Origin of the sequence: Streptomyces sp. (genome assembly GCF_019510245.1) — a bacterium.
GTDB lineage: Bacteria > Actinomycetota > Actinomycetes > Streptomycetales > Streptomycetaceae > Streptomyces.
This window is the reverse complement of record NZ_JAEKKT010000126.1, coordinates 1-25,779: the sequence shown is the minus strand read 5'-3', so window position 1 is coordinate 25,779 and position 25,779 is coordinate 1. Positions and strand designations below refer to the sequence as shown.

At 70.8% G+C, this 25,779-nt stretch carries 19 protein-coding genes and 4 pseudogenes; 16 read left to right on the top strand and 7 right to left on the bottom strand.

Annotated elements, in window-relative coordinates; translation table 11 throughout:
• Nucleotides 1–11 precede the first annotated feature (11 nt).
• On the bottom strand, nucleotides 12–464 hold the full coding sequence (locus JF597_RS14180; RefSeq protein WP_293994174.1) for a metallopeptidase family protein: 453 nt from the start codon (nucleotides 462–464) through the stop codon (nucleotides 12–14).
• Between the two features lie 277 nt (nucleotides 465–741).
• Here JF597_RS14180 and JF597_RS14175 point away from each other — a divergent pair, with 277 nt between their 5' ends.
• Together JF597_RS14175 and JF597_RS14170 are read left to right on the top strand one after the other, a co-directional pair.
• On the top strand, nucleotides 742–1,164 hold the full coding sequence (locus JF597_RS14175) for a DUF3499 domain-containing protein (protein WP_293994172.1): 423 nt from the start codon (nucleotides 742–744) through the stop codon (nucleotides 1,162–1,164).
• Between the two features lie 67 nt (nucleotides 1,165–1,231).
• A pseudogene (locus JF597_RS14170) lies at nucleotides 1,232–1,628 on the top strand (L-lactate permease); the annotation flags it as partial.
• A 296-nt stretch (nucleotides 1,629–1,924) separates the two neighbouring features.
• Here the strand turns inward: JF597_RS14170 and JF597_RS14165 are convergent.
• The 4 genes from JF597_RS14165 to JF597_RS14150 form a co-directional block, all read right to left on the bottom strand.
• Nucleotides 1,925–3,196 carry a hypothetical protein gene (locus tag JF597_RS14165; protein ID WP_293993752.1) on the bottom strand — a complete coding sequence of 424 codons (1,272 nt, stop codon included), beginning with the start codon at nucleotides 3,194–3,196 and terminating at the stop codon, nucleotides 1,925–1,927.
• Nucleotides 3,197–3,261: 65 nt separating this feature from the next.
• Nucleotides 3,262–5,652, bottom strand: coding sequence for a xanthine dehydrogenase family protein molybdopterin-binding subunit (locus JF597_RS14160; RefSeq protein WP_293993750.1), 2,391 nt, complete (start codon nucleotides 5,650–5,652; stop codon nucleotides 3,262–3,264).
• The gene (locus JF597_RS14155) at nucleotides 5,649–6,164 is read right to left on the bottom strand and encodes a (2Fe-2S)-binding protein (RefSeq protein ID WP_293993748.1); all 516 of its coding nucleotides are present in this window, start codon (nucleotides 6,162–6,164) and stop codon (nucleotides 5,649–5,651) included. The genes JF597_RS14160 and JF597_RS14155 overlap by 4 nt, the downstream gene beginning before the upstream one ends.
• Nucleotide 6,165: 1 nt before the next feature.
• Complete coding sequence (locus JF597_RS14150) at nucleotides 6,166–7,068, bottom strand: FAD binding domain-containing protein (RefSeq protein ID WP_293993747.1); 903 nt, start codon at nucleotides 7,066–7,068, stop codon at nucleotides 6,166–6,168.
• A 1,025-nt stretch (nucleotides 7,069–8,093) separates the two neighbouring features.
• Here JF597_RS14150 and JF597_RS14145 point away from each other — a divergent pair.
• The 5 genes from JF597_RS14145 (at nucleotide 8,094) to JF597_RS14125 (ending at nucleotide 13,876) form a co-directional block, all read left to right on the top strand.
• Nucleotides 8,094–9,593 carry a thymidylate synthase gene (locus JF597_RS14145; RefSeq protein WP_293993745.1) on the top strand — a complete coding sequence of 500 codons (1,500 nt, stop codon included), beginning with the start codon at nucleotides 8,094–8,096 and terminating at the stop codon, nucleotides 9,591–9,593.
• Nucleotides 9,518–10,429 carry a bifunctional hydroxymethylpyrimidine kinase/phosphomethylpyrimidine kinase gene (locus tag JF597_RS14140; RefSeq protein WP_366916400.1) on the top strand — a complete coding sequence of 304 codons (912 nt, stop codon included), beginning with the start codon at nucleotides 9,518–9,520 and terminating at the stop codon, nucleotides 10,427–10,429. The genes JF597_RS14145 and JF597_RS14140 overlap by 76 nt, the downstream gene beginning before the upstream one ends.
• A complete protein-coding gene (locus tag JF597_RS14135; RefSeq protein ID WP_293993742.1) occupies nucleotides 10,426–11,625 on the top strand; it encodes an FAD-dependent oxidoreductase in 1,200 nt (399 codons plus the stop codon). Before JF597_RS14140 ends, JF597_RS14135 begins: the two co-directional genes overlap by 4 nt.
• A complete protein-coding gene (locus JF597_RS14130; RefSeq protein WP_293993740.1) occupies nucleotides 11,622–12,371 on the top strand; it encodes a hypothetical protein in 750 nt (249 codons plus the stop codon). The genes JF597_RS14135 and JF597_RS14130 overlap by 4 nt, the downstream gene beginning before the upstream one ends.
• Nucleotides 12,372–12,466: 95 nt before the next feature.
• Entirely contained in the window at nucleotides 12,467–13,876 is a 1,410-nt protein-coding gene (locus JF597_RS14125) for an FAD-dependent oxidoreductase (protein WP_293993739.1), read from the top strand.
• Nucleotides 13,877–14,205: 329 nt separating this feature from the next.
• Here the strand turns inward: JF597_RS14125 and JF597_RS14120 are convergent.
• Nucleotides 14,206–14,360, bottom strand: a pseudogene (locus JF597_RS14120) (transposase); the annotation flags it as partial.
• Between the two features lie 191 nt (nucleotides 14,361–14,551).
• Between JF597_RS14120 and JF597_RS14115 the strand changes: the two are divergent.
• The 8 genes and pseudogenes from JF597_RS14115 to JF597_RS14080 all read left to right on the top strand — a co-directional run.
• A pseudogene (locus tag JF597_RS14115) lies at nucleotides 14,552–14,931 on the top strand (ISAzo13 family transposase); the annotation flags it as partial.
• Between the two features lie 158 nt (nucleotides 14,932–15,089).
• Complete coding sequence (locus JF597_RS14110; RefSeq protein WP_293993737.1) at nucleotides 15,090–16,460, top strand: phosphomannomutase/phosphoglucomutase; 1,371 nt, start codon at nucleotides 15,090–15,092, stop codon at nucleotides 16,458–16,460.
• A 359-nt stretch (nucleotides 16,461–16,819) separates the two neighbouring features.
• A complete protein-coding gene (locus JF597_RS14105; RefSeq protein WP_293993735.1) occupies nucleotides 16,820–16,990 on the top strand; it encodes a Trm112 family protein in 171 nt (56 codons plus the stop codon).
• 71 nt (nucleotides 16,991–17,061) lie between these two features.
• Nucleotides 17,062–18,189 (top strand): SIS domain-containing protein, encoded by a 1,128-nt coding sequence (locus JF597_RS14100; RefSeq protein ID WP_293993734.1) that lies wholly within the window; start codon nucleotides 17,062–17,064, stop codon nucleotides 18,187–18,189.
• Between the two features lie 229 nt (nucleotides 18,190–18,418).
• Complete coding sequence (gene manA, locus JF597_RS14095) at nucleotides 18,419–19,570, top strand: mannose-6-phosphate isomerase, class I (RefSeq protein WP_293993733.1); 1,152 nt, start codon at nucleotides 18,419–18,421, stop codon at nucleotides 19,568–19,570.
• A gap of 170 nt (nucleotides 19,571–19,740) precedes the next feature.
• A complete protein-coding gene (locus JF597_RS14090) occupies nucleotides 19,741–20,721 on the top strand; it encodes a cation diffusion facilitator family transporter (protein WP_293993731.1) in 981 nt (326 codons plus the stop codon).
• Nucleotides 20,722–20,980: 259 nt separating this feature from the next.
• On the top strand, nucleotides 20,981–22,438 hold the full coding sequence (gene ahcY, locus JF597_RS14085) for an adenosylhomocysteinase (RefSeq protein WP_293993729.1): 1,458 nt from the start codon (nucleotides 20,981–20,983) through the stop codon (nucleotides 22,436–22,438).
• A gap of 192 nt (nucleotides 22,439–22,630) precedes the next feature.
• Nucleotides 22,631–23,174 (top strand): annotated as a pseudogene (locus JF597_RS14080) (hypothetical protein).
• 35 nt (nucleotides 23,175–23,209) lie between these two features.
• On the opposite strand, the gene JF597_RS14075 reads toward JF597_RS14080, so the two are convergent.
• Entirely contained in the window at nucleotides 23,210–24,142 is a 933-nt protein-coding gene (locus JF597_RS14075; protein ID WP_293993727.1) for an RDD family protein, read from the bottom strand.
• 141 nt (nucleotides 24,143–24,283) lie between these two features.
• Between JF597_RS14075 and JF597_RS14070 the strand changes: the two genes are divergently transcribed.
• Nucleotides 24,284–25,291, top strand: coding sequence for a stage II sporulation protein M (locus JF597_RS14070; RefSeq protein ID WP_293993725.1), 1,008 nt, complete (start codon nucleotides 24,284–24,286; stop codon nucleotides 25,289–25,291).
• The last annotated feature ends 488 nt before the right edge of the window (nucleotides 25,292–25,779 follow it).

The window sequence follows — 25,779 nt, the reverse complement described above, 5'->3', positions numbered from 1 at the left end:
GTCGCCGGGGCTCAGTCCTCGCCGTAGCGGGGATCGACCGTCTCCGGGGTGAGGCCGAGCAGCTCGGCGACCTGCTCCACGACGACCTCGTGCACCAGCGCGGCCCGCTCGTCGCGCCCCTTGGTGCGGATCTCCACCGGCCGGCGGTAGACGACCACCCGCGCCCGGCGTCCCTCGCGGGCGGTGATGATCCCGCCCAGCGGCACCGCCTCGTCGTCCCAGCTCTCACCGTGCCGGTCCTGCAGCCGGGGCACTTCGAGCACCAGGAAATCGATGTCGGCGAGCTGCGGCCAGCGCCGCTCCAGGCGCTCCACGGAGTCCTGCACCAGGTCCGCGAACACGTCGGCGCGGCTCGCGGCCAGCGGCACCTGGGGTGGTGCGATCGGCCCGCGCATGCCCCGACCGTGGCGATCGCGTCGACGGGGCCCGGGGCCGGCGGCACGGGGCGGTACACGGTTGTCCATCACTGGTGAAGCGTAGTCCTCGCGGCTTCGGCCGCGCCGCTCCACGCACCGGCACCGCCCGGGACGGCGTGTCACAGGATGACCATTCCGGCCAACGTTGGGCTCGTTTCCGTATCTCCACGAGACCGGCGAACTCAAGGCAATTGACGGTGTTTGTACCGACTCGTGACCGGATGCGGTGCCGGCCGTGACCCCGGACGATCCCTTCCGTGCAGGTCGGCAGGGCGTGTCGGGAGGGGGGTGTGGGGCGTTTCACAGTACGACACGGTGGAGTGACCTGGGGGAGAGTCGTCGCGGCCCGCTCAAGAGTGCGGTACCGTCCAACGTCGTGAGCCCTGTACGTCGCTGTTCGCGAACCGCCTGCGGCCGACCCGCCGTCGCGACGCTGACGTACGTCTACGCCGACTCGACCGCGGTCCTCGGCCCGCTCGCCACCTACGCCGAACCCCACTGCTACGACCTGTGCGCCGAGCACTCCGAGCGCCTCACCGCCCCGCGTGGCTGGGAGGTGGTCCGCCTCCTCGACGGCTCCGCTCCCGCGCGTCCGAGCGGGGACGACCTGGAAGCGCTTGCGAACGCGGTGCGCGAGGCGGCCCGCCCCCAGGAGCGGGCGGCCGAGGCGGGCGGCGGTCGCGGCGCGGACCCGATGGAGGTCGCCCGGCGCGGCCATCTGCGGGTCCTGCGGTCACCGGACAACTGACGGAGTACCGGGCGCCGACGTCCCGTAGGGATCTGGTGGCGATCCCGTAGGGGTCTCCCCCTGCTCGCCGCGCATCCACGCATTCGTGGTCGCCTCGTGCTTCGGCGCTCTCCTGGAGGCGCTGGCCGGCTTCGGCGCCCCGGTCGCGGTCTGCATCGCTGATGCTCGTCGCCCTCGGCTTCGACCCGGTCCGCGCTGCCGCCGTCTCCCACCACGTCTCCGCCCAACTCGCGGACGGCCGCGCCGCCTGCTCGCCGTACCGCACGCACGCGTACCGGCGGCGGAGGAGGTCCGCCCCGCCGTCCTCGAGGGCGCCCGCGGCGCGGACCTGGACAAGCATGACGAAATAGCCTCAAGTCCAGCGCCTACGCCCCGACGTCAACCCGCAAAGTGAACCGGTCGGAGGAAATCTCTTCACCTGGCGGGTCGTCTCCATGGGCGGTACGCCGGCCCTGTTCGCAGGCTCGTTCCAGCACTTTCAGAAGCCTCGTCCTCGGGTCCCACCGCTCGATCCACCGACTCATCGCTCTCTCCCGCCGTTGCCGGAACGTCCGATCCCGTCCGTCCCGGCGGACCGTGGAAACGGCGGCCATCGTCCCACGGCGCGAGGTGACACATGCGCCACCATCCACTCACCCGGCCAGGAGGCGGGTATGAGCCCTGCGCGGCGGGTCCTGAGCCGATGGCCCCCCTCGTGGCCGCCCGCGGGCCGGGCGGCCGACAGCCGTCCCCGGTCCGCGTCAGGCCTCTGGGCGGGGAGTCAGTTCGCGGTACGCCCGGTGTGCCATCGGCTGTGGTGCGTGCGGATACCGTCGTGGTAGGTCCCGGGCCGGTAGTACCTGTCGTAGTAGGCGGTGTCGAGGTGGTGTGCCTGGAACCAGCTGACCATCTGGACCGGTGGGATGCGCGCCGGGAAACTCCCGTAGGTCTCCCATACATAGGTGCACAGGTCGACGACCGCGTCCACGCACCAGTCCGAGACCCGGGTGGCTCCGGTGACCAGGTTGCGGCGCAGCGGCGTGTCGGCCACGGCGTAGTTGTGGTGCTTGTCGGCCACTACGCGCCGGACGGCGTCGGCCATCGTCGGCCGGTATGGTGGACGGCATGGGGTGACGTGCGGCGCCAGTCCCGGGGCGAAGCCGAGTGTGGCGAGCACCGCGACGGGATCGGACGGCGTGAACAGCCATCCGCCGAGGCCCAGCGCCTGAGTGGCGAGAAAGGCGTTGCCGAGCATGAGGGCCTGCTCCGTGGCGGCGGTGCTCTGGGCCAGCTTGAGCTCGAACGCCGACAGCGGAAGGCCGCGCGCGGGGTCCAGTCTGCCCGCGTACTTGGCCAGCGGCTCCGCACCGCCGTTGAGATCGTCGTAGACGTAAATCCTGTTGGGATCGTCCAGCATCATCAGCAGCATGTTGATGTACTGGTGCGTCACGTCGGTGACCGGCATCAGCAGCGTCGTGCCGGGCTTGTTCACGCTCCAGGCGTTGGACCGCGCGGTCGCCGGCGGGTCCATCGGGATGTCGAGCCGGCTGTCCGCGATTCTGGTGCGGCATCGCAGGTAGGCGTCCGCGGCGTCCTGCGGTGGCTGGTCCGTCAGCGGCACCGGGCCGGCCACGAAGACCCCTTCGTCGTTGGTCAGCAGCAACGTGGTGCCGTGCACCGCGCACGCCGAGGGGTAAGTCCGCCCGTGGAAGGCCATGCTGTGGTCCAGCGTTCCGCCGAGCAGATCGTCCGGCAGGACGGGCCCGGTCGCCCCGTTTGCCGCCATCACCAGCAAGGCCTCCTCGGTGTGCGTGAGCGGCTGCGGCAGTGCGGTGGAGGTGAAGGGGGACAGTCCGTTGCTGGCGGCCCCCACCGGGAAGCGGCGTGAGCGCCGCCTGGCGAGGGCGGGGAACAGCGGATAACGCCACGCGTCCACCACGGCGCCCCCGACCGAGTCCACTCCGGTGTCCACCACCGCGTCCACCACGGGGTCCGGCTCGATGGCCCCGCCCCCGCGTCCGCCGCCACGGCCGGAATTCGTTGTGTCCGTCACGGAAACCTCGCTCAGTGGGTCGGCATGGCAGGTCGTGCTCGCAGCCCGCTGCCGGGCGCGCATCGTCAGGCGCCCCCAGAGGGTCGGCCCCGCCCGCGGTCGATCGCCCGGTGGACGCGTTCGGGCGTCATCGGCAGTTGCGTGAGCTGCGCGCCGACGGCGTCAGCGATCGCCTGGGCGATGGCCGGCGCGATGGGCAGGATGCAGCCCTCGCCCATGCCCTTCGCGCCGAACGGTCCCGCGCCGTTACCTTGTTCCTGGATGACGGAGCGGAAGTCGTGGGGAACGTCCTCGGCCAGCGGTACCCGGTACAGCAGCGGTTCAGCGTTCAACGGCCTCCCGTCCTCGTAGCGCAACTCCTCGAACAGCGACTGGGCGAGGCCGAAGACCGCTGCCCCTTCGGCCTGGCCGCGGCACCCGATCTCGTTGATGACCGTGCCGGCGTCGCCGCTGACCACCAGCCGCAGGACGGTGACCCGGCCGGTCTCGGGATCGACCTCGACCTCCGCTCCGGCCACCCCGACCTCCCAGAACACGCAGGGAGCCCCAAGGGGCGCGAGGTGGGAGTTGCGGACCTTGTAGAAGCCGTCGGCGGTGAACTCGTAGCCCCGGCCCCCGAAGGTCGACATAATCATCGCGGGCAGGGGGTGCCGGCCACCGTCGTCGTCCACGACGGTCCAGTCGGAGAGTTCCAAGCCGTGGGGGTCACGCCCGAGCTGTTCGCCCGCCCAATTCAGGACGTCGTGCCGCAGCCGGTCTGCGGCGCGGTGCACGGCCCGGCCCGTCACTGTGATACCCGAGGAGGCGTTGGTGCCCTGGTCGAAGGGAGTGTGATCGGTGTCGATCCCGGCGTAGGTGATCCGTTCCCGAGGGCATCGCAGGACCTCGGCGACGATCTGCGCCATCGCCGACTGGCCGCCCTGACCCATCTCGATGAGTCCGCAGTGCAGGAAGACATCGCCGTCGGTGGACACCTTTACCCTGGCCTGGGCGGGCTTGTTGAGCCCTCCGCCGTCCTTGACGCCGATACCGATCCCCACGCCGCGGCCCGCCGGGCGCCCGCGGCCGTAGCCGATAGCGTCCGCGACCAGCCGGAGCCCCTCGGCGAGGTCGCAGTCCATCGCGAGCTCACCCGGGACGACCTCCTCGCCACGGCGTACGAGGTTGCGCCGCCGAAGTTCGATCGGATCGATGGCGAGCCGCTCGGCGATGAGGTCGATCTGGCGCTCACCGGCCCACGTCGCCTGGGTGCCGCCGAAGCCACGGAAGGCACCGGCGGGGACGGTGTTGGTGATCACCGCTCGGCAGACCGAGTCGACGTGCCGCCAGCGGTACGCGCCGTGCATCCGGTAGCCCGCCTTCTCGCACACCACGGGGCTGGCCTCGGTATAGGCACCGCCGTCGAGTAGCACGCTGCTGCGGCGTGCCACGAATGTGCCGTCGGCCTTCACCCCGGACGTCACCACCAGGGTGGCCGCGTGCTGGGAGAGGGTGTGGAAGACCTCCTCGGTGGTCATACAGAACCGCACCGGCCGGCCGCCGCTGAGTTGGGACAGCCGGATCGCGATCGGATCGGCCTTCGGGCCGCTCTTCGCGCCGAACCCGCCACCCAGCAACGGCACCCGGACCCGTATGCGATTCTCCGGCAGGCCGAAGATCCAGCTGAGCTCCCGGCGCAGGGGGAAGGGCGTCTGCGTCGCCGTCCACACCTCGATCTCCTCGTCGGTGGCCTCGGCCACAGTGACGAACGGCTCCAGGTGCATGTGGTTCATCCGCGAGAAGCGGAAGGTGTCGGTGAAGACGTGGTCGCACTCGTCCCAGACTGCGGCCGACCCGGTGCGGTAGCGGAACTCGTAGGCGACGTTGGGGCCGGTGCGCAGGGCTCCCGAGGCCCCCTGGCCGTATCGCGGGACGATGCCGTGCGGGGGATCGGGGAAGATCTGCGGCGCGTCGGGGGCGAGGGCTTCCTCCATGTCGAGGACCGCGGGCAGGATTTCGTAGTCGATTCGGATCAAGTCCAACGCGGCGAACGCGGTGCGCTCATCCACCGCGGCGACCGCGGCGACGATGTCGCCGACATGGCGGACGGTGTCGACGGCCACCACGGGCTGGTCCTTGACCAGGGTCCCGTAGGGCTTGAGGTGCCGCACGCCGGCACCGGTGAGGACAGCGGTCACGCCATTGAGCCGGCGGGCCGCGGCGGTGTCGACTGCCCGGATCCGGGCGTGCGGGTGCGGGCTGCGCAGCACCTTGGCGTGCAGCATTCCAGGGCGGCGGATGTCGGTGCCGTAGACGGCGGCACCGGTCACCTTGGCCCGTGCGTCGGCGCGGGTGCCGTCCCGGCCGGTCACCCGGCGGCCCGGCGCCGGAGCGGGCAGGGCGGCCATCGGCGCGGCGGGATCGACTGCGGGGCTCACGGTGGGGTCGGCGGCGAGGCTGTCCGAGGTCGGGGTCATCGCTGTGCTCCGCCGTCCGCGAGGAGACGCGCGGCGCGCTCAACCGACTCGACAATCATTTCGTAGCCGGTGCATCTGCAGGTGTTAGAGCTGAGCCACTCACGGATCGTGGCCCGGTCGGGCGATGGGTCGTGCCGTAAGAGGGCCGTGGTGGTCATCAGCATGCCCGAGGTGCAGAAGCCGCACTGGTAGCCGCCGCACTCGGCGAAGGCCCGTTGCTGTGGCGACAGCGTGCCGTCGTCGCAGGCGAGGCCTTCCACTGTCTCCACGTCCGCGCCGTCGACCGCGAAGGCGAACGTGGCACACGCCGCGACGGGGACTCCGTCGACGAGCACCGTGCAAGCACCGCAGACCCCCCGTTCGCACGAGCCGCGAACTCCCTGGCAGCCGAAGGTGTCGCGCAGCAGGTCCAGCAGCATTCTGCTCGTCGGAACCGTGCAGAGTTGCTTTTCGCCGTTGAGCCCGAATGCCACGACCGACTCGGTTGTCCCTTCCGAAGGTTGCTCGCTCATCTCAGGTGTCCTGTACTCCTGGTGTGGTCGCGGCCGAGGCCGCCGTGAGCAGTCGTGCGGTCAGCACGCCGACCAGATGCCTGCGGTATGGTGCCGAGCCGCAGTAGTCGGCGATCCGGTCCGGCAGTTGGGCGGCCAGCGCCCCGCCGATCTGCGCGGGTTCGGCCTCGGCGAGGGCGGCCACCCCGGTCCGCCAGGTCATCGTGTACGGCCGGCGGTACTCGGAGCCGGCTACGGCGCGCACCGTGAGCGCTCCGTCGGAGCGGCGGCGCACCGCCAGTGCCACCGTGGTTGTCGGGCGCATTGATCGTTCGTAGCCGAACCACACGAGGCCGGCCGTGCGGACCGAAACGCCGGTGAGCAGCCCCTGGGGTTCCCAAGCGCCGCAAGCCCGCCCTTCCCCGGCGTCCTCGCGCCACAGCTCTTCCATCGTCGTGCCCGGCCCCCCCGCGAACTCCAATTCGGCGTCCAGCGCGCTGAGTAGCACCGGCATCTCGTAGCGGAACCGGCGGGCGAGGAGGTTCCCCCCCACCGTCGCCGTGCGACGCACCCGCACGGTCGCAATCCGTGCGCAGGCCCGGGCCAGCCCCGGAACGGCATCGACGACAGCATGGGCGGTCGCGGTCTGGTCCAGAGTTGCGGTCGGACCGAGCGAGAGACGGCCCCCGCGGTGGGTTATCTCCCGCAGTTCGGGTATTCGGCTCAGGTGCACCATCGACCGAGGCGCACGTCCCTCCCGCAGTTGTGCTACCAGATCCGTACACCCCGCCGCGACGACCGTTTCCGGTTCCGCTGCCACGAGTGCGACAGCGTCGTCGACCGATGTCGGACGACTGAGCCGGAAGGGCGCCAGCGACGACTGGTTCTGCGCGATGAGGCCGGCTCCGAATTCCTGGCTGCGCATAGCGGCTCCCCTCCACGGCCCTCGGCGTCCACAGCATCCTTGGCGTCCTTCGATGTCTTCGGCTCTGTGTCTACGGGAGCGCGACGCCTGCCTGTGGTGTGGGGCGCAAACTATCCCGATTTCGGTGAAAGCTGTAGCAAACCGGCCCTGGCATCCCCGAAGCATTTGGGGGACGTCTTGGAATAGCCATGGCGATGGTATGGCCCGAACCTGGGCCCGCAAAACCTGCAACGGCAACGCAGTGTCCGGTCGGACTGACTTACCCAAGGCCTGATTTAATTCGATTTGCCCCCCATCCGATCTGTTCGCCAGATGTGGTGACCCGTTGGAACGGCGGCACGCCCAAGAGTGCGGCGACCAAACGCGGTGGTACCACGGAACGCTTCAACCTGACGCTTTCGGGGCCAAGCGGCCCCGGCAGTCGTTTACTTGAATGCTCGAACCTCTTATTGTTGAGCTTATAGACGAGGGGCGAGGCGCTGTCTAGGATGTCTCTCGAAGCGCAGCGAACCCCGGCGAAGACAGGCATCGCCCGACGCCCCCTTTTGTCCGAGTTCATAATCCGTTCAACACCGAGATTCTCGCCTGCCGAGTGCCGCCATTCGCGTCGGCTCTGCGCGGCCTCCCAGCTGCCGTTTCGGCGGCCGGCCCCGCGCCGTCCTACCTCACCCCTTCTTGCCCTGGCCCTCCCCGGGCTGGGCATCCTGCGGCGCGCCTGCCCTGCGTCAGGCCGCCGGTCCCACGTCTCGCCCTTTGCCTCCGGCCGGCCTGGCAAACTGCCGGCCTTCCACAGCGCCCACCGCGCAGCGCGGCAGCGCACAACACCACAGAGGTGGCCGAATGCAACGCGGAACGGTCTTCCCCACCCGCTCCTTCGATCCCACCGACCGGCGTGAACCCCCGCGGCGACCCGCCGAGACCGAACCGGGTGCTCCCGGCGGCACTCCCCGGGCAGGCCGCGGAAGTGCAGCGATCGCCCGTCACCGCCCCACCGGCAGATCCGTCCGCCCTCCCGAGGACTTCAAGTGAGAGTCTTTGCCGGGCTGCAGGACGCCTACCTGCACCATCTCGCAGAGCTTGTGCACGAGCCGCAATTCCACAACAGTCCACGCGGCTACGCCAGCCAGGAGAAGCTGGGAGCCGCCTTCACGCTGCGCGACCCGTTGCGACGGCTCGTCACTCACCCCAGGCGGCGTGCAAACCTCGTGTTCAACGTGGCCGAAGCGCTCTGGTATCTCGCAGGCCGGGACGACCTGGCCTACCTGGCGTACTACGCGCCCGGTGTCGCTAAGTACTCCGCAGATGGCGTGCGGTTGACCGGTACCGCCTACGGTCCGCGGATCTTCGCCTACGGGGAGGGAGCCGGCGACCAGTGGGCCGCCGTCACGGAGGCGATTCGCGAGGATCCCGACACCAAGCGCGCGGTCATCCAGATCCTGCGGCCGAGCGAGCTGCTGGTGCCCGGCAACATTGACATGGCCTGCACCCTGGCTCTGCAGTTCCTGCTGCGTGAAGGCCGGATGCACATGGTCGCCTACATGCGCGCCAATGACGCCTACCGGGGCATGACCAGCGACATCTTCTCCTTCACCATCCTGCAGGAGATGATGGCCAGGCAGTTCGGCGTCGGCCTCGGTACCTATACGCACGTTGCAGGCTCGCTGCACCTGTACGAACCCGACCTGGCCAAGGCGGTCCGCCTGCTGGACAATCCCGCGCCCGAGCCGCCGGAGTGCCGGATGCCCGCGATGCCGGACGGGGACAACCGCCCTTACCTTGCCCAGGTGTTGCAGATCGAGGAGACGCTCCGGCTCGGCCATACGCGGCTGGACGCCGACAGCGTGGAGGCGCTGGGCCTCCCACCGTGGTGGGCGCACGTGGTGCGGCTGTTCGAGCTCTACCGCCGGGCCCGGGCGGGCCAGCTGAGCGACGACGGCCTCGTCGACCGGTTGCCCCCGCTCTACCGGCGCCTAATGCTCCAGCGTTTCCCCACGCTGGCGACCGAAGCCCCGTCCCCCCGGAGGTCCTCGATGCCGCAAGGTGACCGTCCCGCCGTGTTCCTCGGCGGCCCGTTCAAAGCCCTGATCGATGAGGCCACCGGGAGCCTGCCGCCACGGGTGCGCGACCGCTACGCGACGCTCATCAACGCCTTCGAGGCCGAGGGATGGGGGGTGCTCAGCGCCCACCGCACCGAGGACTGGGGGGCCGGCCTGGTCAGCGATCGCGACTGCACCCGACGTGACCTTGCCTGGATGCGCCGCTGCTCGGTCTTCGTCGCCTTCCCCGGCAACCCGGTGTCCCCGGGCACGCACGTGGAACTGGGCTGGGCTTCGGCGCTCGGCCGGCCCACCGTGGTGCTGGTAGAACCCGGTGCGCAGCCGGCGGCCCTGGTCAGCGGCCTGCCCGAGGTCGCACCTGTCATGCTCGTGGAGTACCGGGACGATCAGAAGTGCGTCAGCGAGGTGACCGCCCTGGTGGCCGCGGCACTGCAAGCCCAGACAGCGGCCGCCGGGGTGACGTCGTGAACCCGACGCCCCTCGCGTCCGAACGGCCGCCGGCCACAGCAGCCCGGACGCGGTGTGTCACCATCGGCTCTTCGGATTCCGGTGGCGGCGCCGGTATACAGGGCGACCTCAAGGCCTTCGCCTCAGTTGGTGCGTATGGCGCCAGCGTGGTCGTCGGGGTGACGGCGCAGAACACAATGGGGGTCAGCGCCCGCGCGCCAATCGACCCCGAACTGGTGGACGGCCAACTGAAGGCGGTGCTCGACGACATCGGCGCGGACGGGCTGAAGGTGGGCACCACATGGAGCCCGCTGGTGGTGTGGACGCTGGTGGAGCGGCTCGGTCGGCTGACGGAGACCCCCGTCGTCGTCGACCCTGTCATGGTCACCGCCGCGGGATCCGCGCTCGGCGGGGACGCGGAGTCGCTCGCGGCCGTCCGCGAGGGCCTGCTCCCGCTCGCCCGGACCGCGACCCCGAACCTGACGGAGGCCCGGTTGCTCACCGGGCTCGGGCAGGAGGCACCGCCGGCGCTGCTGGCCGAGAAGTTAGTCGGGCTCGGGGCGGCGTCCGCGCTCATCACCGACGCCTTCCCGGACGGGCCGGAGGTGTGCGACTGGCTGTTCGACGGCGAGGAACACCACGAGATCCGCAGCCCCCGCGAGAACACGCGGTGCGATCACGGCGCCGGCTGCGCGCACTCGGCCTTGCTGACGGTCTTCCTTGCCCGCCACATGGGCCTGCTCGAAGCGGCCCGCCAGGCCCATGAGGCGGTCCGGCTGGGCATTCGGCACGGGGCAGCGGACATCGGATCGGGGCATCATCCCCTGGATCTGCTCAGTGTTCGGACGGCTCGGTGAGCAGCGACGCACAGGGCGCCGACGTGGTGGTGGTCGGAAGCGGGGTCGTCGGGCTGACGGTGGCCTGGCTGCTGGCGCTGCGCGACGCCGAGGTCACGGTCCTCGACGCCGCCGCACCCGGGGCCGGGGCCTCGCACGCGGCCCAGGGCGAGCTCGTCCCGCCCTCCCCGGAGCTGGAAACCTGCTTCCGGCGGAGCCTGGCGCTGTACGCCCGGCTGGCCGCGCAGAGCGGGATGCGGTGGGACGACGAGCCGGTCGGCACCCTGCTCCTCACCGCTCCCCCCGAGGCCGTCAGTCCCTTTAGCCCTGACAGCCCCGCTGATCCTGCCGGCCGCGCCGGGCACGACAGCGGCGCCGGACCGGCGGCCCGATCCGTCACCGGGTCCGAGGCAGTGCCGCGCGGTGAACTCGCCGCCCTGGAACCAGCCGTCGGGCCCCACGTCCGGGCGGCCCGACTGCTGGCCGAGGGGCGTCGTATCGAACCGGCTGCCGTGCTCGACGCCCTGGTGTGCGCGGGGCGGAAGGCCGGGGTGATGTCACGGTCGGGCCTCGGGCCGGTGAGCTTGCAGCAGAGCCCGGGCGGAAGATGGGCGGTCGTCGGCGCGGCCGGTGCGCGTTTCGCCGCTCGGCAGGTGGTCGTTACCGCCGGCCTGGGATCGGCCGCGCTGCTCGCACCGCATGGCATCCACATCCCGCTCAGCGGCGTGCGCGGACGCGTGCTGATCACCGAGCCGGTCGCGCCGACCCTACGCAGAGTGCTGGCTGAAGATAGCATCGGCGCGCCGCGCTCGGTGGCCCTGCTGGCCCATCAGACCCCGCAGGGCCGGCTTGTACTCGGTGGTTCCTGGTATCCACAGGACGCCGCGGAGCCCGCCGACTTGACCGAACGGATCCTCACGCGTGCCCGCCGCCTGCTGCCGGGCATCGGCGAACCACGCGTGGTCACCGAGCGCCGCGGGCTGCGGCCGACGCTGCCGGACCGGCGACCGGTGGTTGACCGCCTGGCGCCCGGCCTGTTCGGATGTTTCGGCCATGGCGGCGAGGGCTACATCGCGGGCCCCGGCACGGCCGAACTGCTAGCCGAACTCGTCACCGACGACCGCGAGATCGCCGCCGGGACAGAGCAAGCGGCTGGGCAACTGTCGGCTCGACGGTGGGCCGCGACGTCGGCCCCGATGAGGAGAGCAGCCGAATGACGTTCGTCGACGACTGCCGTGAGCGCAGTGAGGCGGTCTGGAGCGCCTACCGCCGCCACCCCTGGATCGAGGCGCTGGCCGGCGGGACACTACGGCCGGAGCAGTTCGTGTTCTTCCAGGCCGACGACGGCGCGCACGTCGCTGATTTTAACCGCACCATCGCGATCGGCATCGCCAAGGCCCCGGTCGGGCACCCGTGGGCGAAGGCCGCCGCGAACGTGCTGGCCAACATGTCCACTGTGGACGAACTCGGCGAGAAGCAGTCACTGGTCGAGGATCTCGGTTTCCCAGTCGTCATAGGACACGACCGCTGGAGCACCTCCCCCGCCCGCGAGGGCTACGTCAACCACCTTGTCCGTACCGGCCTGGAGGGAACCTTCGCGCACATCGCGTCGAGCCTCTACCCCTGTTCGCTGTTCACGGAGGTCATCGGGTCACGGTTCCGCGGCGTGCGGATCCCCGGCCCCGAGCCTTATCGCCGGTGGGCGGACATGTACACACGGCGCACCCGAACCGAGATGTGCGCCGCACACGCGGCCGTCATGGAAGACGCCGCCGAGGCCGGCGGCCCGGCCGAGCGGGAGAGCCTCTTTCGGCTGTACAAACGCAGCCTCGAACACCAAGTGCGGGTCTTCGACGCCGCCTGGGCACTCGACGGGGAGTGGCCGGGCGGCGGCCAGACCCGGGCGGCCGAGGCGATCGGCCTGCGGCCGCGCCCGGCGTCCACCGGCCCCGGTGCCCGGTAGCCGGCGGGTGTCGGCGGCCGTGGCGGCTCCCGCTGGCCGGCCGGGGCGATCGGCGGGCAACGGCATTGTGTTGACCAACGAGACAGGGGAACCAGATGCGTGATGTGGTCGTGGTCGGTGGCGGAGTACTCGGTATGGCGGTCGCCCTGGGAGCCGCCGACGCCGGGCTCCGGGTGACTCTGGTGTCCCCGGGGTGCCGGACCGAGGGCGCGGCGTCCGCGGCGGCCGGAGCGATGCTCGGTGTACTCGGTGAACACACCGCCGAGGACACCGACCCGGCGGACCTTGAGTTCCGTTTTGCTTCCGCAGAGATGTGGCCCGGATGGCTGGCCGGACTCGCCGAGCACACCCCGAGCCCGGTGGTGCTGCGGCGCGGCACCGTGGTCATCGCTAACCTCGACCACCCAGGTGACCAGGACAACCTCGACGCGATCGAACGCGCCGCCGGCCATCTCGGGCTGCGCGCGCAGCGGCTGGACCCGCGGCACGTGCCGGGCTTGCGCCCGGCGCCCCGGCATGCCCCTGTGGCAGCGCTGGCCTGCCCGGACGAGGGGTGGGTGGATGCCGACGCCCTGCTCGATGCCCTGGAGTCCGCGTCCGCACGCCATCCTCGGATCACGACCGTGCCCGACACTGTCCGGCGGGTCACTGTCAGCCCCGACGGATCGCGCGTGACCGGTGTACGCCTTGGCGCCGGCGGCGAACTACCCGCCGCGCAGGTGGTGCTCTGCGCCGGTGCCGCCACCGGCGCCCTCCTGGACGGTCTCACCCCGCCCACCCTGCCAGCGGTGTTGCCTGCCAAGGGCGTCAGCATGCTGCTCGATGTGCCTGTCGCCGAACAGCCACCGATGGTCATTCGCACCCCCAACCGCGACTTCGCCTGCGGCCTGCACCTGGTGCCCCGCGCGGCCTGCGGCCTCTACCTCGGAGCGACCAACCGTCCCGGACCGGCCGGCGGCGCGACCACGGACGAACACCTCAGCCTGCTCCATGGGCTGCTGCACCAATTCCGCACCGACCTGCGCACGACCGCAGTACGGGAGATCCGCTGGGGCCACCGCCCGGCCACCGGCGACGGAAAAGCCCTCCTCGGTCCGGTGGGGCCCGAGGGGCTGCACCTGGCCACCGGCACCTACCGCAACGGCGTCTTGATGGCCCCGGCCGTCGCCGCGATCGTCACCGCCGGCCTGCTCGACGAGCCGTGCCCCGTCCCCCACCCCTACGCGCCGTCCCGCCCTCGACTCCAGCCGAGTGCCGACCTGCTCACCCATCTACTGGCCACCGGAGCCGAGCACATGACCTCGGTCTTCCTCGACCCCGGTGGCACACTGCCGTTCGACCGCCAAGGCCAATTGGCCTCCACCCTGGCCGCCCTGGTCAACCTCGCCCTGCACCCGAAACCTGACGCGCAGACCGACGAGTTGCGCGAAAACCTCCGCGCCCGGGTCAACGACCGGCCCACCCTGGAGGGCGTCTGCGACCTCTTCAACACCCTGAAACCCTGACCGACCGACACTGGCCAAGCACTCCTATCGCAATGCCTGCAGGCGTCTTCGGAAGAATGACTGCGTATCCGAGGGCGCGGAAGGCTTCGTGGATGTCGTCGCGGATCCCCCGGCGGATGCGCAGGCGGCAGAGCAAGCACAGATGGGTGAACAAGCGCTCCACGGCACATTGTTGGGTACACACGCGGTGGTAGCACCGGTCACGCCGCGTCCTGGCGGCGCCGGGTCGGCCGCGCTTGCCCCGCACCGGCGGCACGGCCTGGATCAGCGGGGTGACGTCGTTGCGCTTGCTGCCAGTCAGCAGGCCATGCCCGGCCCGAAGACGAGTTCTGCGGCAGGTGTTCCCGGGCGGTGCCGGTGTGCATGACGAACAGGATGCCCCGGGACACCAGCCGGTCCGGATGCCGCTTGCGTCCCGGGTGGCGGTTCGTCGCTCGACCTTGAGCAGCAGCGGCTCGATCACCGCCCACGACTCGTCGTAGATTTCCGCGCTTCGAGCGCGCCACCTCGCACCCTTGGATCATTGGTCCCGGAGTGATCCAACCACCTCGAAGATCATTTCGTTGAGATTTCTAAGGGTTTAGCGGGGCAAAAGGTCGTGGTCTGCAGCTGCGGGGATCGTTTCTGGTAGGGGCTGGGGCGATCGAGTCCGTCGTGGCGGCGAAGTTCCAGGCGTTGTTGCCGCATCTCGGCTGTCCATGGGGGCGGAAGGGTGGTCGTTGGGGGCACGGCGGGATTCAGGTTTGTCGCCGCTGCGGCCGGGGTCCGGGAGGGCGCGGTCTCGCGTGGGGTGACTGAACCCGAGCCCGCCAGGGGCTGTTGGGCCGGGTCCGTCGTGCCGGTGGAGGCCGGAAGAAGGCTGCCGAGCTGGATGTGGGGCTGCGGCGGGCGCTGTCGGCGTTGGTAGAGGCCGACGACGGGGCGATCCGTTGTCTCCGCTGCGCTGGACGGCGAAGGCGCCCCGGAAGCCGGCAGCCGAGCCGACCCGGCGGGGCCACCGGGCCTTCTCAGACACGGTCGCCGGACTGCTGCGCGAGGAGGGCTTCAGCCTGCAGCCCACCCACCATCGATTGCGGTCGATCGTGCTCGCCGAGTTGGATCTCCGCAGATCACAGCCGGAAACCGCGGCGGGCTCGCCGGGGGATCGGGCGTCGGGCCTTCACCCGGGCCGGGTAGTTTGGGGCGACCGAAAGTATTCCAGGAGGGTTGGCCTGTGGCCGCTGTAACTGATCTGTCGCAGCTCGTGAAGGCGTACGACGTGCGCGGAGTGGTCCCGGACCAGTGGGACGAGGCGCTCGCCGAGCTGTTCGGCGCCGCCTTCGTCCAGGTGACCGGTGCTGCCGCGATCGTCGTCGGCCACGACATGCGGCCCTCCTCGCCCGGTCTGTCCCGCGCCTTCGCGCGCGGTGCGGCGGCCCGGGGCGTCGACGTCACCGAGATCGGCCTGTGCTCGACCGACCAGCTGTACTACGCCTCGGGCGCCCTCGGTCTGCCCGGCGCGATGTTCACGGCCTCGCACAACCCCGCCCAGTACAACGGCATCAAGATGTGCCGCGCCGGAGCCGCGCCGGTGGGCCAGGACACGGGCCTGGCGGAGATCCGGGAGCTGGCCGAGCGCTGGTCGCAGGAGGGCGCCCCCGAGCCGGCGGCCACACCCGGAACCATCACCACCCGCGAGACGTTGTCGGACTACGCGGCCTACCTGCGCACACTCGTGGACCTGACCTCTGTCCGCCCCCTGAAGGTCGTGGTCGACGCGGGCAACGGCATGGGCGGCCACACGGTCCCGACGGTCTTCGAGGGCCTGCCGCTGACCCTGGTCCCGATGTACTTCGAGCTGGACGGCACCTTCCCGAACCACGAGGCCAACCCGCTCGACCCCGCCAACATCGTGGATCTCCAGCAGCGCGTGCGCGCCGAGTCGGCCGACCTCGGCCTGGCCTTCGACGGCGACGCGGACCGCTGCTTCGTCGTGGACGAGCGCGGCGAGCCGGTCTCCCCCTCGGCGATCACGGCCCTCGTCGCCGCACGCGAGCTGGCGAGGAACGGCGGCAAGGGCACGGTCATCCACAACCTGATCACGTCCTGGACCGTCCCCGAGGTGGTCCGGGAGAACGGCGGCACCCCGGTCCGCACGCGCGTCGGCCACTCCTTCATCAAGGCCGAGATGGCGAGGTCCGGCGCGATCTTCGGCGGCGAGCACTCGGCCCACTACTACTTCAAGGACTTCTGGAACGCCGACACGGGCATGCTGGCGGCCCTGCACGTCCTCGCCGCCCTCGGCGGCCAGCCCGGCCCGCTCTCCGCCCTCGTCGCCCAGTACGACCGCTACACCGGCTCCGGGGAGATCAACTCCACGGTCGCCGACCAGCAGGCCAGCCTCGCCGCGATCCGGGCCGCCTACGGCGACCGCGACGACGTCACCCTCGACGACCTCGACGGTCTCACCGTCACCGCCGCCGACTGGTGGTTCAACGTCCGCCCCTCCAACACCGAACCGCTGCTGCGCCTGAACGCGGAGGCAAGGGACGAGACGACGATGACCAAGATCCGCGACGAGGTCCTGGCCATCATCAGGGCCTGACCCCACCAACCCGCCCCCACACCACCCAGCCGACCGCCCCCTCCCGCCTCTGCCTCACGTGCCGCGCCTGTCAGTGGGGTGGTGTCGGCTCGTCCCTGCGCCGCACCTGTCAGCCTGGCGGTGTCGCGTCGTCTCTGCGCCGCGCCCGTCAGTCGGCCGAGCCGGCCCGCCCCCACCCCTCACCTTTCGATCGACCGAGTCGGGTGGTGGGTGGGCGAAGGTCTCGGGGGTCCAGGGGGCGGAGCCCCCTGGGCGGTCACCCCGGCCGGCGGTCAGCCGTCAGCCACGGTCAGCCCAACCCACCCCACCGGCGGTAACCTGACCGCACGCGAACATCCGCCCCGAAGGGAACCCCCGCCATGCCGCTCGAAGCCGGCCTCCTGGAGATCCTCGCCTGCCCGGCCTGCCACGCCACCCTCAAGGAGCAGGATGCCGAGCTGATCTGCACCGGCCAGGACTGCGGCCTGGCGTACCCCGTCCGCGACGGCATCCCGGTCCTCCTCGTCGACGAGGCCCGCCGCCCGGCGTAGGCGCCACAACGGCAGCCCCCCAGCAACAAGATCAGATCAGGACCAGGACCCCGGCAACCGGAGGCCGCTCCATGCTCGACGAAACGCTGCTCGACACCCCGGAGGACCTCGCCGGGGCCGACCGCCGAGGTCTACTGCGCGGCGCCGCCGAGGCCGGCGCCCGCGTCCGTACGGCCGCCCGGCACGCCATCGAGGCCGGTGTGCAGGAGCTGAAGCCGGACGGCCGCCCCCGCGCCGTCCTGATCGCGGGCCCCGGCGTCGCCGCCACCCACGCCGCCGACCTCCTCGGCACGCTGGCCGGCCCCGGCAGCCCCGTCACCCGCCTGGCCCCCACCGGCGTCGCCCCGGCCGCCGGCGCCCTGCGCTGGGAGCTCCCCGGCTGGGCCGGCTCCGTCGACCTGCTGCTGATCGCCACCCCGGACGGCACCGAGCCAAGCCTCTCCCTCCTCACCGACCAGGCCTACCGCCGCGGCTGCTCGGTCGCGGCCGTCGCCCCCGCCGGCACCCCGCTCGCCGAGGCGGTGGCCGGCGCCCACGGCCTGTTCATGCCGATGGCGACGGCCCCGTACGACCACGGCGAGCCGCTCGCCGGCTCCTCCCCGGGCGTCCTGTGGGCGCTGCTCACCCCGCTGCTCGCACTCCTCGACCGCGTCGGGCTGCTCACCGCCCCGCCGGACGCGCTGGAGAAGGTCGCCGACCGCCTCGACCACATCGCCGAGCGCTGCGGCCCGGCCATCGTGACCTACAGCAACCCGGCCAAGACTCTCGCCGCGGAACTGGCCGACGCGCTCCCGGTGGTCTGGACGGAGGGCGACTCGGCGGGCCCGGCGGGCCGCCGCTTCGCCGCCGCCCTCGCCGAACTGGCCGGCCGCCCCGCGTTGGTCGCCGAACTCCCCGAAGCCCTGGCCGCCCACGCCGCCCTGCTCGCCGGGCGACTCGCGGCAAGCGCCGACCCCGACGACTTCTTCCGCGACCGCGTGGACGAGCCGCCCGCGCTGCACGCGCGCGTGGTGCTGCTGCGCGACCGCCCCATCGGCGGCCTCACCGCCGCGCCGGCCGCCCGCGACCTCGCCCTCAGCCACGACACCCCCATCAGCGAGCTGGAGCCCGAGGCGGGCGACGAGCTGGAGACCCTGGCGGAACTGATCGCCGTCACGGATTTCGCCGCCGTTTACCTGGCGCTCGCTTCGAGGGCCTGAGGTGGACACCGGCGCCGGACCCGCCGCACGAAGGACGACCTGAGGGCCGTACCGAAGGCGAACCGGTGAGGGAACACGGTGAGGGAACACACGGTGAACACAGCCGTCGTACAACGTCGTGCGCCGTCGTACGACCCGTACGCCGCGCCCCGTCCCCGTGCCTCCCACGCCCTCCCGTGCAACCCTGTTCGCCCCCGCCCGTCCGCAGAGAGAACCGCAGAGAGAAGTCATGGACCTCCTCGACAACACCATCCGCCCCTACGCCTGGGGTTCCCCGACTGCCATCCCGAAGCTGCTCGGGGTCGAGCCGAGCGGCGAGCCGCAGGCGGAGATGTGGATGGGCGCGCACCCGGGCGCCCCCTCGCGCACCGCGCGCGGCACGCTCATCGAGGTCATCGACGCGGACCCGAGGGCCGAACTGGGCGAGGAGGCCGTGGCCAGGTTCGGCCCGAGACTGCCCTTCCTGCTCAAGATCCTCGCCGCCTGCGCCCCGCTCTCCCTCCAGGTGCACCCCGACCTCGAACAGGCCAGGGAGGGGTACGAGGACGAGGAGCGGCGCGGCATCCCGGTCGACGCCCCGCACCGCAACTACAAGGACGCCAACCACAAGCCCGAACTGATCTGCGCGCTCACGGAGTTCGACGGCCTGTGCGGCTTCCGCGCACCGGAGCAGGCGGCCGAACTCCTCGACGGCCTCGGCGTGGACTCCCTCAAGCCGTACGTCGACCTGCTGCGCGCCCACCCCGAGGGAGCGGCCCTGCGCGAGGTGCTCACCGCGATCCTCAGCGCCGACCGCGAGGAGATGGCCCGCACGGTCGCCGAGGCGACGGCCGCCTGCACCCGCCTCGGCGGCGACTACCTGCCCTACGCCGACATCGCCCACCACTACCCGGGCGACCCCGGCGTGATCGCCGCCATGCTCCTCAACCACGTCCGCCTGCAGCCCGGCGAAGCCCTCTTCCTCGGCGCCGGCATCCCGCACGCCTACCTCAACGGCCTCGGCGTCGAGATCATGGCCAACTCCGACAACGTCCTGCGCTGCGGCCTGACCCCCAAGCACGTCGACGTCCCCGAACTCCTGCGCATCGTCCGCTTCGAGGCGGGCGACGCCGGCGTGCTGCGTCCCGAGGCGGCCCCGGACGGCGAGGAGGTCTACGAGACGCCGATCGACGAGTTCCGGCTCTCCCGGTACGTCCTGCCCGAGGGCGCCGAGGCCCATGACCTGACCCTGCCCACCCCGCAGATCCTGCTCTGCACGGCCGGTGCGGTACGCGTCGGCGAGTACGACCTGACCCCGGGCCGTTCGGTGTTCGTCCCGGCGGCCGAGAAGGCCGAGGTGTCGGGCGCGGGCACGGTGTTCCGCGCCACGGTGATCGTCTGATGATCGTCTGAGGGGTCGGCGCTTCTCGCGGAGTCCGGTGAAGTCCGATTGCCGCACCGGGAGTGTGGATACCTGACGAGTCGCTCCCGTACCGGGCTGCAAGAATGACCCACCGGCAAAGCACGGGCAAAGCGAGTACCGGCGAGAACGAGAAGGGACAACGCGAACACATGAGCGCGTCAGGCGGCACCAGGGCGATCGTGGCGGCACTCGGCGCCAACCTCGCGATCGCGGCATCGAAGTTCGTGGCGTTCGCGTTCAGCGGCTCCTCGTCGATGCTCGCCGAGGGCGTCCACTCGCTCGCCGACTCCGGCAACCAGTTCCTGCTGCTCGTCGGCGGCAAGAAGGCCCAGCGCGAGGCGACCCCGCAACACCCCTTCGGCTACGGCCGCGAGCGGTACATCTACGCCTTCCTCGTCTCCATCGTGCTCTTCTCCGTCGGTGGCATGTTCGCCATCTACGAGGGCTACGAGAAGGTCAGCCACCCGCACGAGGTCGAGCACTGGTACTGGCCGGTGGGCGTCCTCGTCTTCGCGGTGATCGCCGAGGGCTTCTCCTTCAAGACGGCCATCAAGGAGTCCAACGAACTGCGCGGCAAGCTGTCCTGGTCGCAGTTCATCCGCCGTGCCAAGGCACCCGAGCTGCCCGTCGTCCTCCTCGAGGACTTCGGCGCGCTCATCGGTCTGGTCCTCGCCCTCGGCGGCGTCGGCCTCGCCGTGCTCACCGGCGACGGCGTCTGGGACGGCATCGGCACCGTCTGCATCGGTGTCCTGCTCGTCATGATCGCCCTCGTCCTGGCCGCCGAGACCAAGTCCCTCCTGCTCGGCGAGGCCGCCGGCGCCGAGGAGGTCAAGAAGATCCAGGCGGCGACCGTCGACGGCGACACCGTCACCGGCATCATCCACATGCGCACCCTCCACCTCGGTCCCGAGGAACTCCTCGTCGCCGCCAAGATCGCCGTCCAGCACGACGACACGGCCGCCGAGGTCGCCAAGGCCATCAACGCCGCCGAGGCCCGCATCCGTGCCGCGGTCCCCATCGCCCGCGTGATCTACCTGGAACCCGACATCTACAGCGAGGCGGAGGCCGCCAAGGGCCCCGACCCGGAAGCCACCCCGGGCGGCCCGGCCCCCCACCCCGCCGACCACTGACCCCCTCGAACGGCGTGATCTGTTCGGAGGCGGACTGGGGACGGCCCGCTCCTCCGGTGTAGCTTGGGACGGAGCCAGACGTCGCTGCTGATGGCGGTCGGGCGGTCCCACATGGACCGTCCGAGGGAGAGAGGGCCTCCGACGGACTGCGCTGCGCGCACGCGGGCATGCCTGTGTCCTCTTCTCGGGCACCCCTGTGTCCGCCGCCGCGCAGACCAGCCGTACCCACCCTCGACCCCAACCCGAGGAGCAGCTCGCAATGACGACTGTCGACAACCGACAGGACTTCAAGGTCGCCGACCTCTCCCTGGCCGACTTCGGCCGCAAGGAGATCACCCTCGCCGAGCACGAGATGCCCGGCCTGATGGCGATCCGCAAGGAGTACGCCGAGACCCAGCCGCTGGCCGGCGCCCGCGTCACCGGCTCCCTGCACATGACCGTGCAGACCGCCGTCCTGATCGAGACCCTGGTCGCCCTGGGCGCACAGGTCCGCTGGGCGTCCTGCAACATCTTCTCCACCCAGGACCACGCGGCCGCCGCCATCGCCGTCGGCCCGAACGGCACCCCCGACAACCCGCAGGGCATCCCGGTCTTCGCCTGGAAGGGCGAGACCCTGGAGGAGTACTGGTGGTGCACGGAGCAGGCGCTGACCTGGCCGGACAGCCCCACCGGCGGCCCCAACATGATCCTCGACGACGGCGGTGACGCCACCCTCCTCGTCCACAAGGGCGTCGAGTACGAGAAGGACGGCAAGGTCCCCTCCGTCGACACCGCCGAGTCCGACGAGCACCGCGTCATCCTCGAACTCCTGCACCGCACCATCACGGACGGCTCGCAGAAGTGGACCCAGCTCGCCTCCGAGATCCGTGGCGTGACCGAGGAGACCACGACCGGCGTCCACCGCCTGTACGAGATGCAGCGCGACGGCGTCCTCCTCTTCCCGGCGATCAACGTCAACGACGCCGTCACCAAGTCGAAGTTCGACAACAAGTACGGCTGCCGCCACTCGCTGATCGACGGCATCAACCGCGCCACCGACGTCCTGATCGGCGGCAAGACCGCGGTCGTCTGCGGCTACGGCGACGTGGGCAAGGGCTGCGCGGAGTCCCTGCGCGGACAGGGCGCCCGCGTGATCATCACCGAGATCGACCCGATCTGCGCCCTCCAGGCCGCGATGGACGGTTTCCAGGTCACGACCCTCGACGAGGTCATCGACAAGGCCGACATCTTCGTCACCACGACCGGCAACAAGGACATCATCATGGCCTCGGACATGGCCAAGATGAAGCACCAGGCCATCGTCGGCAACATCGGCCACTTCGACAACGAGATCGACATGGCCGGCCTCGCCAAGATCCCCGGCATCGTCAAGGACGAGGTCAAGCCGCAGGTCCACACCTGGAAGTTCCCCGACGGCAAGGTGATCATCGTCCTCTCCGAGGGCCGCCTGCTGAACCTGGGCAACGCCACCGGTCACCCCTCGTTCGTGATGTCCAACTCCTTCGCGGACCAGACCCTGGCCCAGATCGAGCTGTTCACCAAGCCCGACGAGTACCCGGTCGGCGTCTACACGCTGCCCAAGCACCTCGACGAGAAGGTCGCCCGCCTGCACCTGGATGCGCTCGGTGTGAAGCTCACGACGCTGCGCCCGGAGCAAGCCTCGTACATCGGCGTGAAGGTCGAGGGTCCGTACAAGTCGGACCACTACCGCTACTGAGTCCGAGACCCGCCCACCGGGAAGCGCACCCGTGCACCGACGTGCTCTCCCGGCGGCAGGTCCTCCGGTCCGCCGAGGCAGGCCCCCGCACCCCCGTGCCGGGGGCCTGCCCCTTTGGACCGTCGACCGCCCGCGCGGCCGTACCGGAGGTCCGAGCGCCGGATCCACGCCCCGTCAAGCCCCAGGACCCCCATGCCCCGCGGCCGCTATTCGCTCCACGATCCGCACGATCACACCCCCCTCGGCGAAGAACACTTCCAGTGCGCCCCCGGCCCCTCCGGCTGGCGTTATGTCTCCCAGGTGACCACCCCCTCCGGCGATCACGGCGGCTCGGTGGATCTCGCCCTCGACGACCTCGGCCGCCCCATCCGCCTGGAACTCCACGGGCAATGTGCGCGCCCACGCCTTCACCGGCACGTCCCCCGCGTTCCTCGTCGCCACCGCGCGTCTCCTGCGCCTCACCCCCTCCGCCACCGCGACCCGGGTACGCCTCGTGGCCTTCACGGACCCGGTCCTCGCCCCACGCACCGTGGACCAGTCCTGGGCCCTGCTGAAAAGAGAAACACACGCCACTGACAACGGCCCTCTGACCGTGGACGAGTACCAGGTCACGGCCCTGGACACCGGCGAACAGCACTCTGTGCACCTGGCCGGCGACGTGGTCCTGGCCGCCCCCGGAATCGAGTTGGAGGACCTGCGGTCACCGCCGTCGCTCTTCGCCGACCCCGAGGAGTGAGACCGGACAGCAGGCCCCGCGGGGGCCGACCACGCTTAGGCCGGCGGCACGAACCCGGTGGCCGGCCGCTCGGCCGCGGCAGCGGGAGGAACCACGGGCACAGCCGACGGCCGAGGGACAGGCGGAGTAGGCATAGGTGCGGGTGCGGGTGCGGGTGCAGGGGCCGCGCCGAGGACCGGAGGTGCGTACGCGCTGGGGACACCGGCGGACGCGGAAGCATGGTCGGCGAAGGCCCGCCGAGCTTCGCGGGCCTGCCGCTCCTGCACCACCGCCGCCAGATACGCGGCCGGCGGAATGTCCGTCGGCGCCGGGGTACCCGTCCGTGTCGCGAGATCCCCCGCGAGCTGTGCGGCCATCGCCCAGGAGACCTGCGGATCGAGCTGCTGCATCCGCGTCAGGTACTGCCGGACGGCGAGCCACAGCGCGTCCGGCACGGCCGACAGGTCCAGCTCGGCGAAACGCCCCGCCAGCCAGGGCGGAGGCGGTGGAACGAAACGGGTCTGCCCGACGGGCACCCGCTCCCGCACGACCAGGGTGCCCGCGAACACGTCCCCGAGCCGCCGCCCACGCGCCGAGACCAGCGAGGCGATACAGGCGACGACGCCGAACGTCATCAGGATCTCGACCACACCGAGAGCACCCCGCACCAGCGCATGCCGGAACCGGATGGGCCCGCCGTCGTCCCGCACGACCCGCAGCCCGCACGCCATCTTCCCGAGCGAGCGCCCATGGCTCAGCGTCTCCACCGCGATCGGCGCACCGACCAGCACCAGCAGGAAGGCCGCGATCGTCAGGGCGATCTGGGCGGCGTCGTCGAGCGAGGCCGTGGCCGCCGCCAGACCGATCGAGACAGCGATGTACACGGTGAAGGTCACGATCAGGTCGAGCAGGACGGCAAGCGCCCTGCTGGGCAACTTCGCGGGGCGCAGTTCGAGCGCCACCGCCTCACCCGTCACCAGCTCACTCACGCCCGCCGCCTTCCCCTGGTCTGCCCTGTACAGCGCAAGTCTGCCAAGCTGAGGGCGCATCGCGCCGCAGTACGACAAGCTGACAGCTGCGACATTGCTACGACAGGCAGTCGACGACCAGCCGAGGAGCAGGCAGACCCGATGGACCTCGACGTCTTCGTCTCCGCACACCGAGCCGAGTGGGACCGCCTCGACGCGCTCCTCCGCCGTCAGCGGCGCCTCAACGGAGCCGAAGCGGACGAACTCGTCGCGCTCTACCAGCGCACCGCCACCCACCTCTCCCTGATCCAGTCCAGCGCTCCCGATCCACAGCTCACCGGCCGCCTCAGCCAGCTCGTGGCCCGCGCGCGCAGCGCCGTGACAGGCACCCGCCGCGCCTCCTGGCGCGACGTCGCCCGCTTCCTCGGACAGGGGTTCCCGGCCGCCGTCTACCGCTCCCGCCACTGGTGGGTGCCCACCGCGCTCATATCCACCGCCATCGCGATCGTCCTGGGCTGGTGGATCGGCACCCACCCGGACGTGCAGTCGACCATCGCGGCCCCCAGCCAGCTCCGCGAGCTGACCCGCCCCGGCGGCGAGTACGAGACCTATTACTCCAGCCATCCCGCGGCTTCCTTCGCGGCCCAGGTGTGGACCAACAACGCCAGGGCCGCCGCCATGTGCCTGGTCCTTGGCGTCTTCCTCGGCCTTCCTGTCCTCTGGATCCTCTTCGAGAACATGCTGAACCTGGGCGTCGGCTTCGGCCTGATGTCCTCGGCCGGCCGACTCGACACCTTCCTGGGCCTGGTCCTTCCGCACGGACTGCTGGAGCTCACCGCGGTCTACGTGGCCGCGGGCACCGGACTCCGCCTGGGCTGGACCCTCATAGACCCGGGTCCGCGCAGCCGCCGTACAGCCCTGGCCGAGGAGGGCCGCGCCGCCGTGGGCATGGCGATCGGCCTGGCCCTCGTCCTGTTCGTCTCCGGCGCCATCGAAGGCTTCGTCACCCCGTCCGGCCTGCCGACCTGGGCGCGCATAACCATCGGAGTAGTGGCTGAGCTCGCCTTCCTGACCTACGTCTTCGTCGTCGGCGGCCGCGCCGCCCGTGCTGGTGAGACAGGTGACCTCGAGGAGACCGAACGCAGCGCGCTCATCCCTACGGCCGCCTGATGTGCGCAGACCTCCTGTGAGCTGCTAGTCTCCTCTTCGCCTCGGAAGACCCGTTGACACGGGCTGGATGGGGAGGTAGATTCAAACAGTTGCCCAGAACTGGACAAGTTCAGGGTCGATCGTTAGAATCGATCTGCTTCACAACGGAGAGCTCTCTCCGAGACATTGAAGCCACCCCGATGTACTCAGGAGTGAGTGGCCGGTCAGACCGGCCAAGAACTTCTGATAAAGTCGGACTCGCCGAAAGAGAGCCGAAAGGCAATCGAAAAGGCAAAGGCCCTCCAACGGCCACCGGAAATGAATTCCGACCGGAAACGGAACGGAAAACGGATCTGGTAAGGTTGGAAACACCGAAGGGAAGCCCGGAGGAAAGCCCGAGAGGGTGAGTACAAAGGAAGCGACCGTTCCTTGAGAACTCAACAGCGTGCCAAAAGTCAACGCCAGATATGTTGATACCCCGTCTCCGGCCGATATCGGTTGGGGCGAGG

Excerpts from the sequence above, each read along its gene's own strand:
- JF597_RS14180 (WP_293994174.1), bottom strand. The coding sequence starts at position 464 with ATGGACAACCGTGTACCGCCCCGTGCCGCCGGCCCCGGGCCCCGTCGA.
- JF597_RS14160 (WP_293993750.1), bottom strand. The coding sequence starts at position 5,652 with ATGACCCCGACCTCGGACAGCCTCGCCGCCGACCCCACCGTGAGCCCC.
- JF597_RS14155 (WP_293993748.1), bottom strand. The coding sequence starts at position 6,164 with ATGAGCGAGCAACCTTCGGAAGGGACAACCGAGTCGGTCGTGGCATTC.
- JF597_RS14150 (WP_293993747.1), bottom strand. The coding sequence starts at position 7,068 with ATGCGCAGCCAGGAATTCGGAGCCGGCCTCATCGCGCAGAACCAGTCG.
- JF597_RS14130 (WP_293993740.1), top strand. The coding sequence starts at position 11,622 with ATGACGTTCGTCGACGACTGCCGTGAGCGCAGTGAGGCGGTCTGGAGC.
- JF597_RS14125 (WP_293993739.1), top strand. The coding sequence starts at position 12,467 with ATGCGTGATGTGGTCGTGGTCGGTGGCGGAGTACTCGGTATGGCGGTC.
- JF597_RS14105 (WP_293993735.1), top strand. The coding sequence starts at position 16,820 with ATGCCGCTCGAAGCCGGCCTCCTGGAGATCCTCGCCTGCCCGGCCTGC.
- JF597_RS14100 (WP_293993734.1), top strand. The coding sequence starts at position 17,062 with ATGCTCGACGAAACGCTGCTCGACACCCCGGAGGACCTCGCCGGGGCC.
- manA (WP_293993733.1), top strand. The coding sequence starts at position 18,419 with ATGGACCTCCTCGACAACACCATCCGCCCCTACGCCTGGGGTTCCCCG.
- JF597_RS14090 (WP_293993731.1), top strand. The coding sequence starts at position 19,741 with ATGAGCGCGTCAGGCGGCACCAGGGCGATCGTGGCGGCACTCGGCGCC.
- ahcY (WP_293993729.1), top strand. The coding sequence starts at position 20,981 with ATGACGACTGTCGACAACCGACAGGACTTCAAGGTCGCCGACCTCTCC.
- JF597_RS14070 (WP_293993725.1), top strand. The coding sequence starts at position 24,284 with ATGGACCTCGACGTCTTCGTCTCCGCACACCGAGCCGAGTGGGACCGC.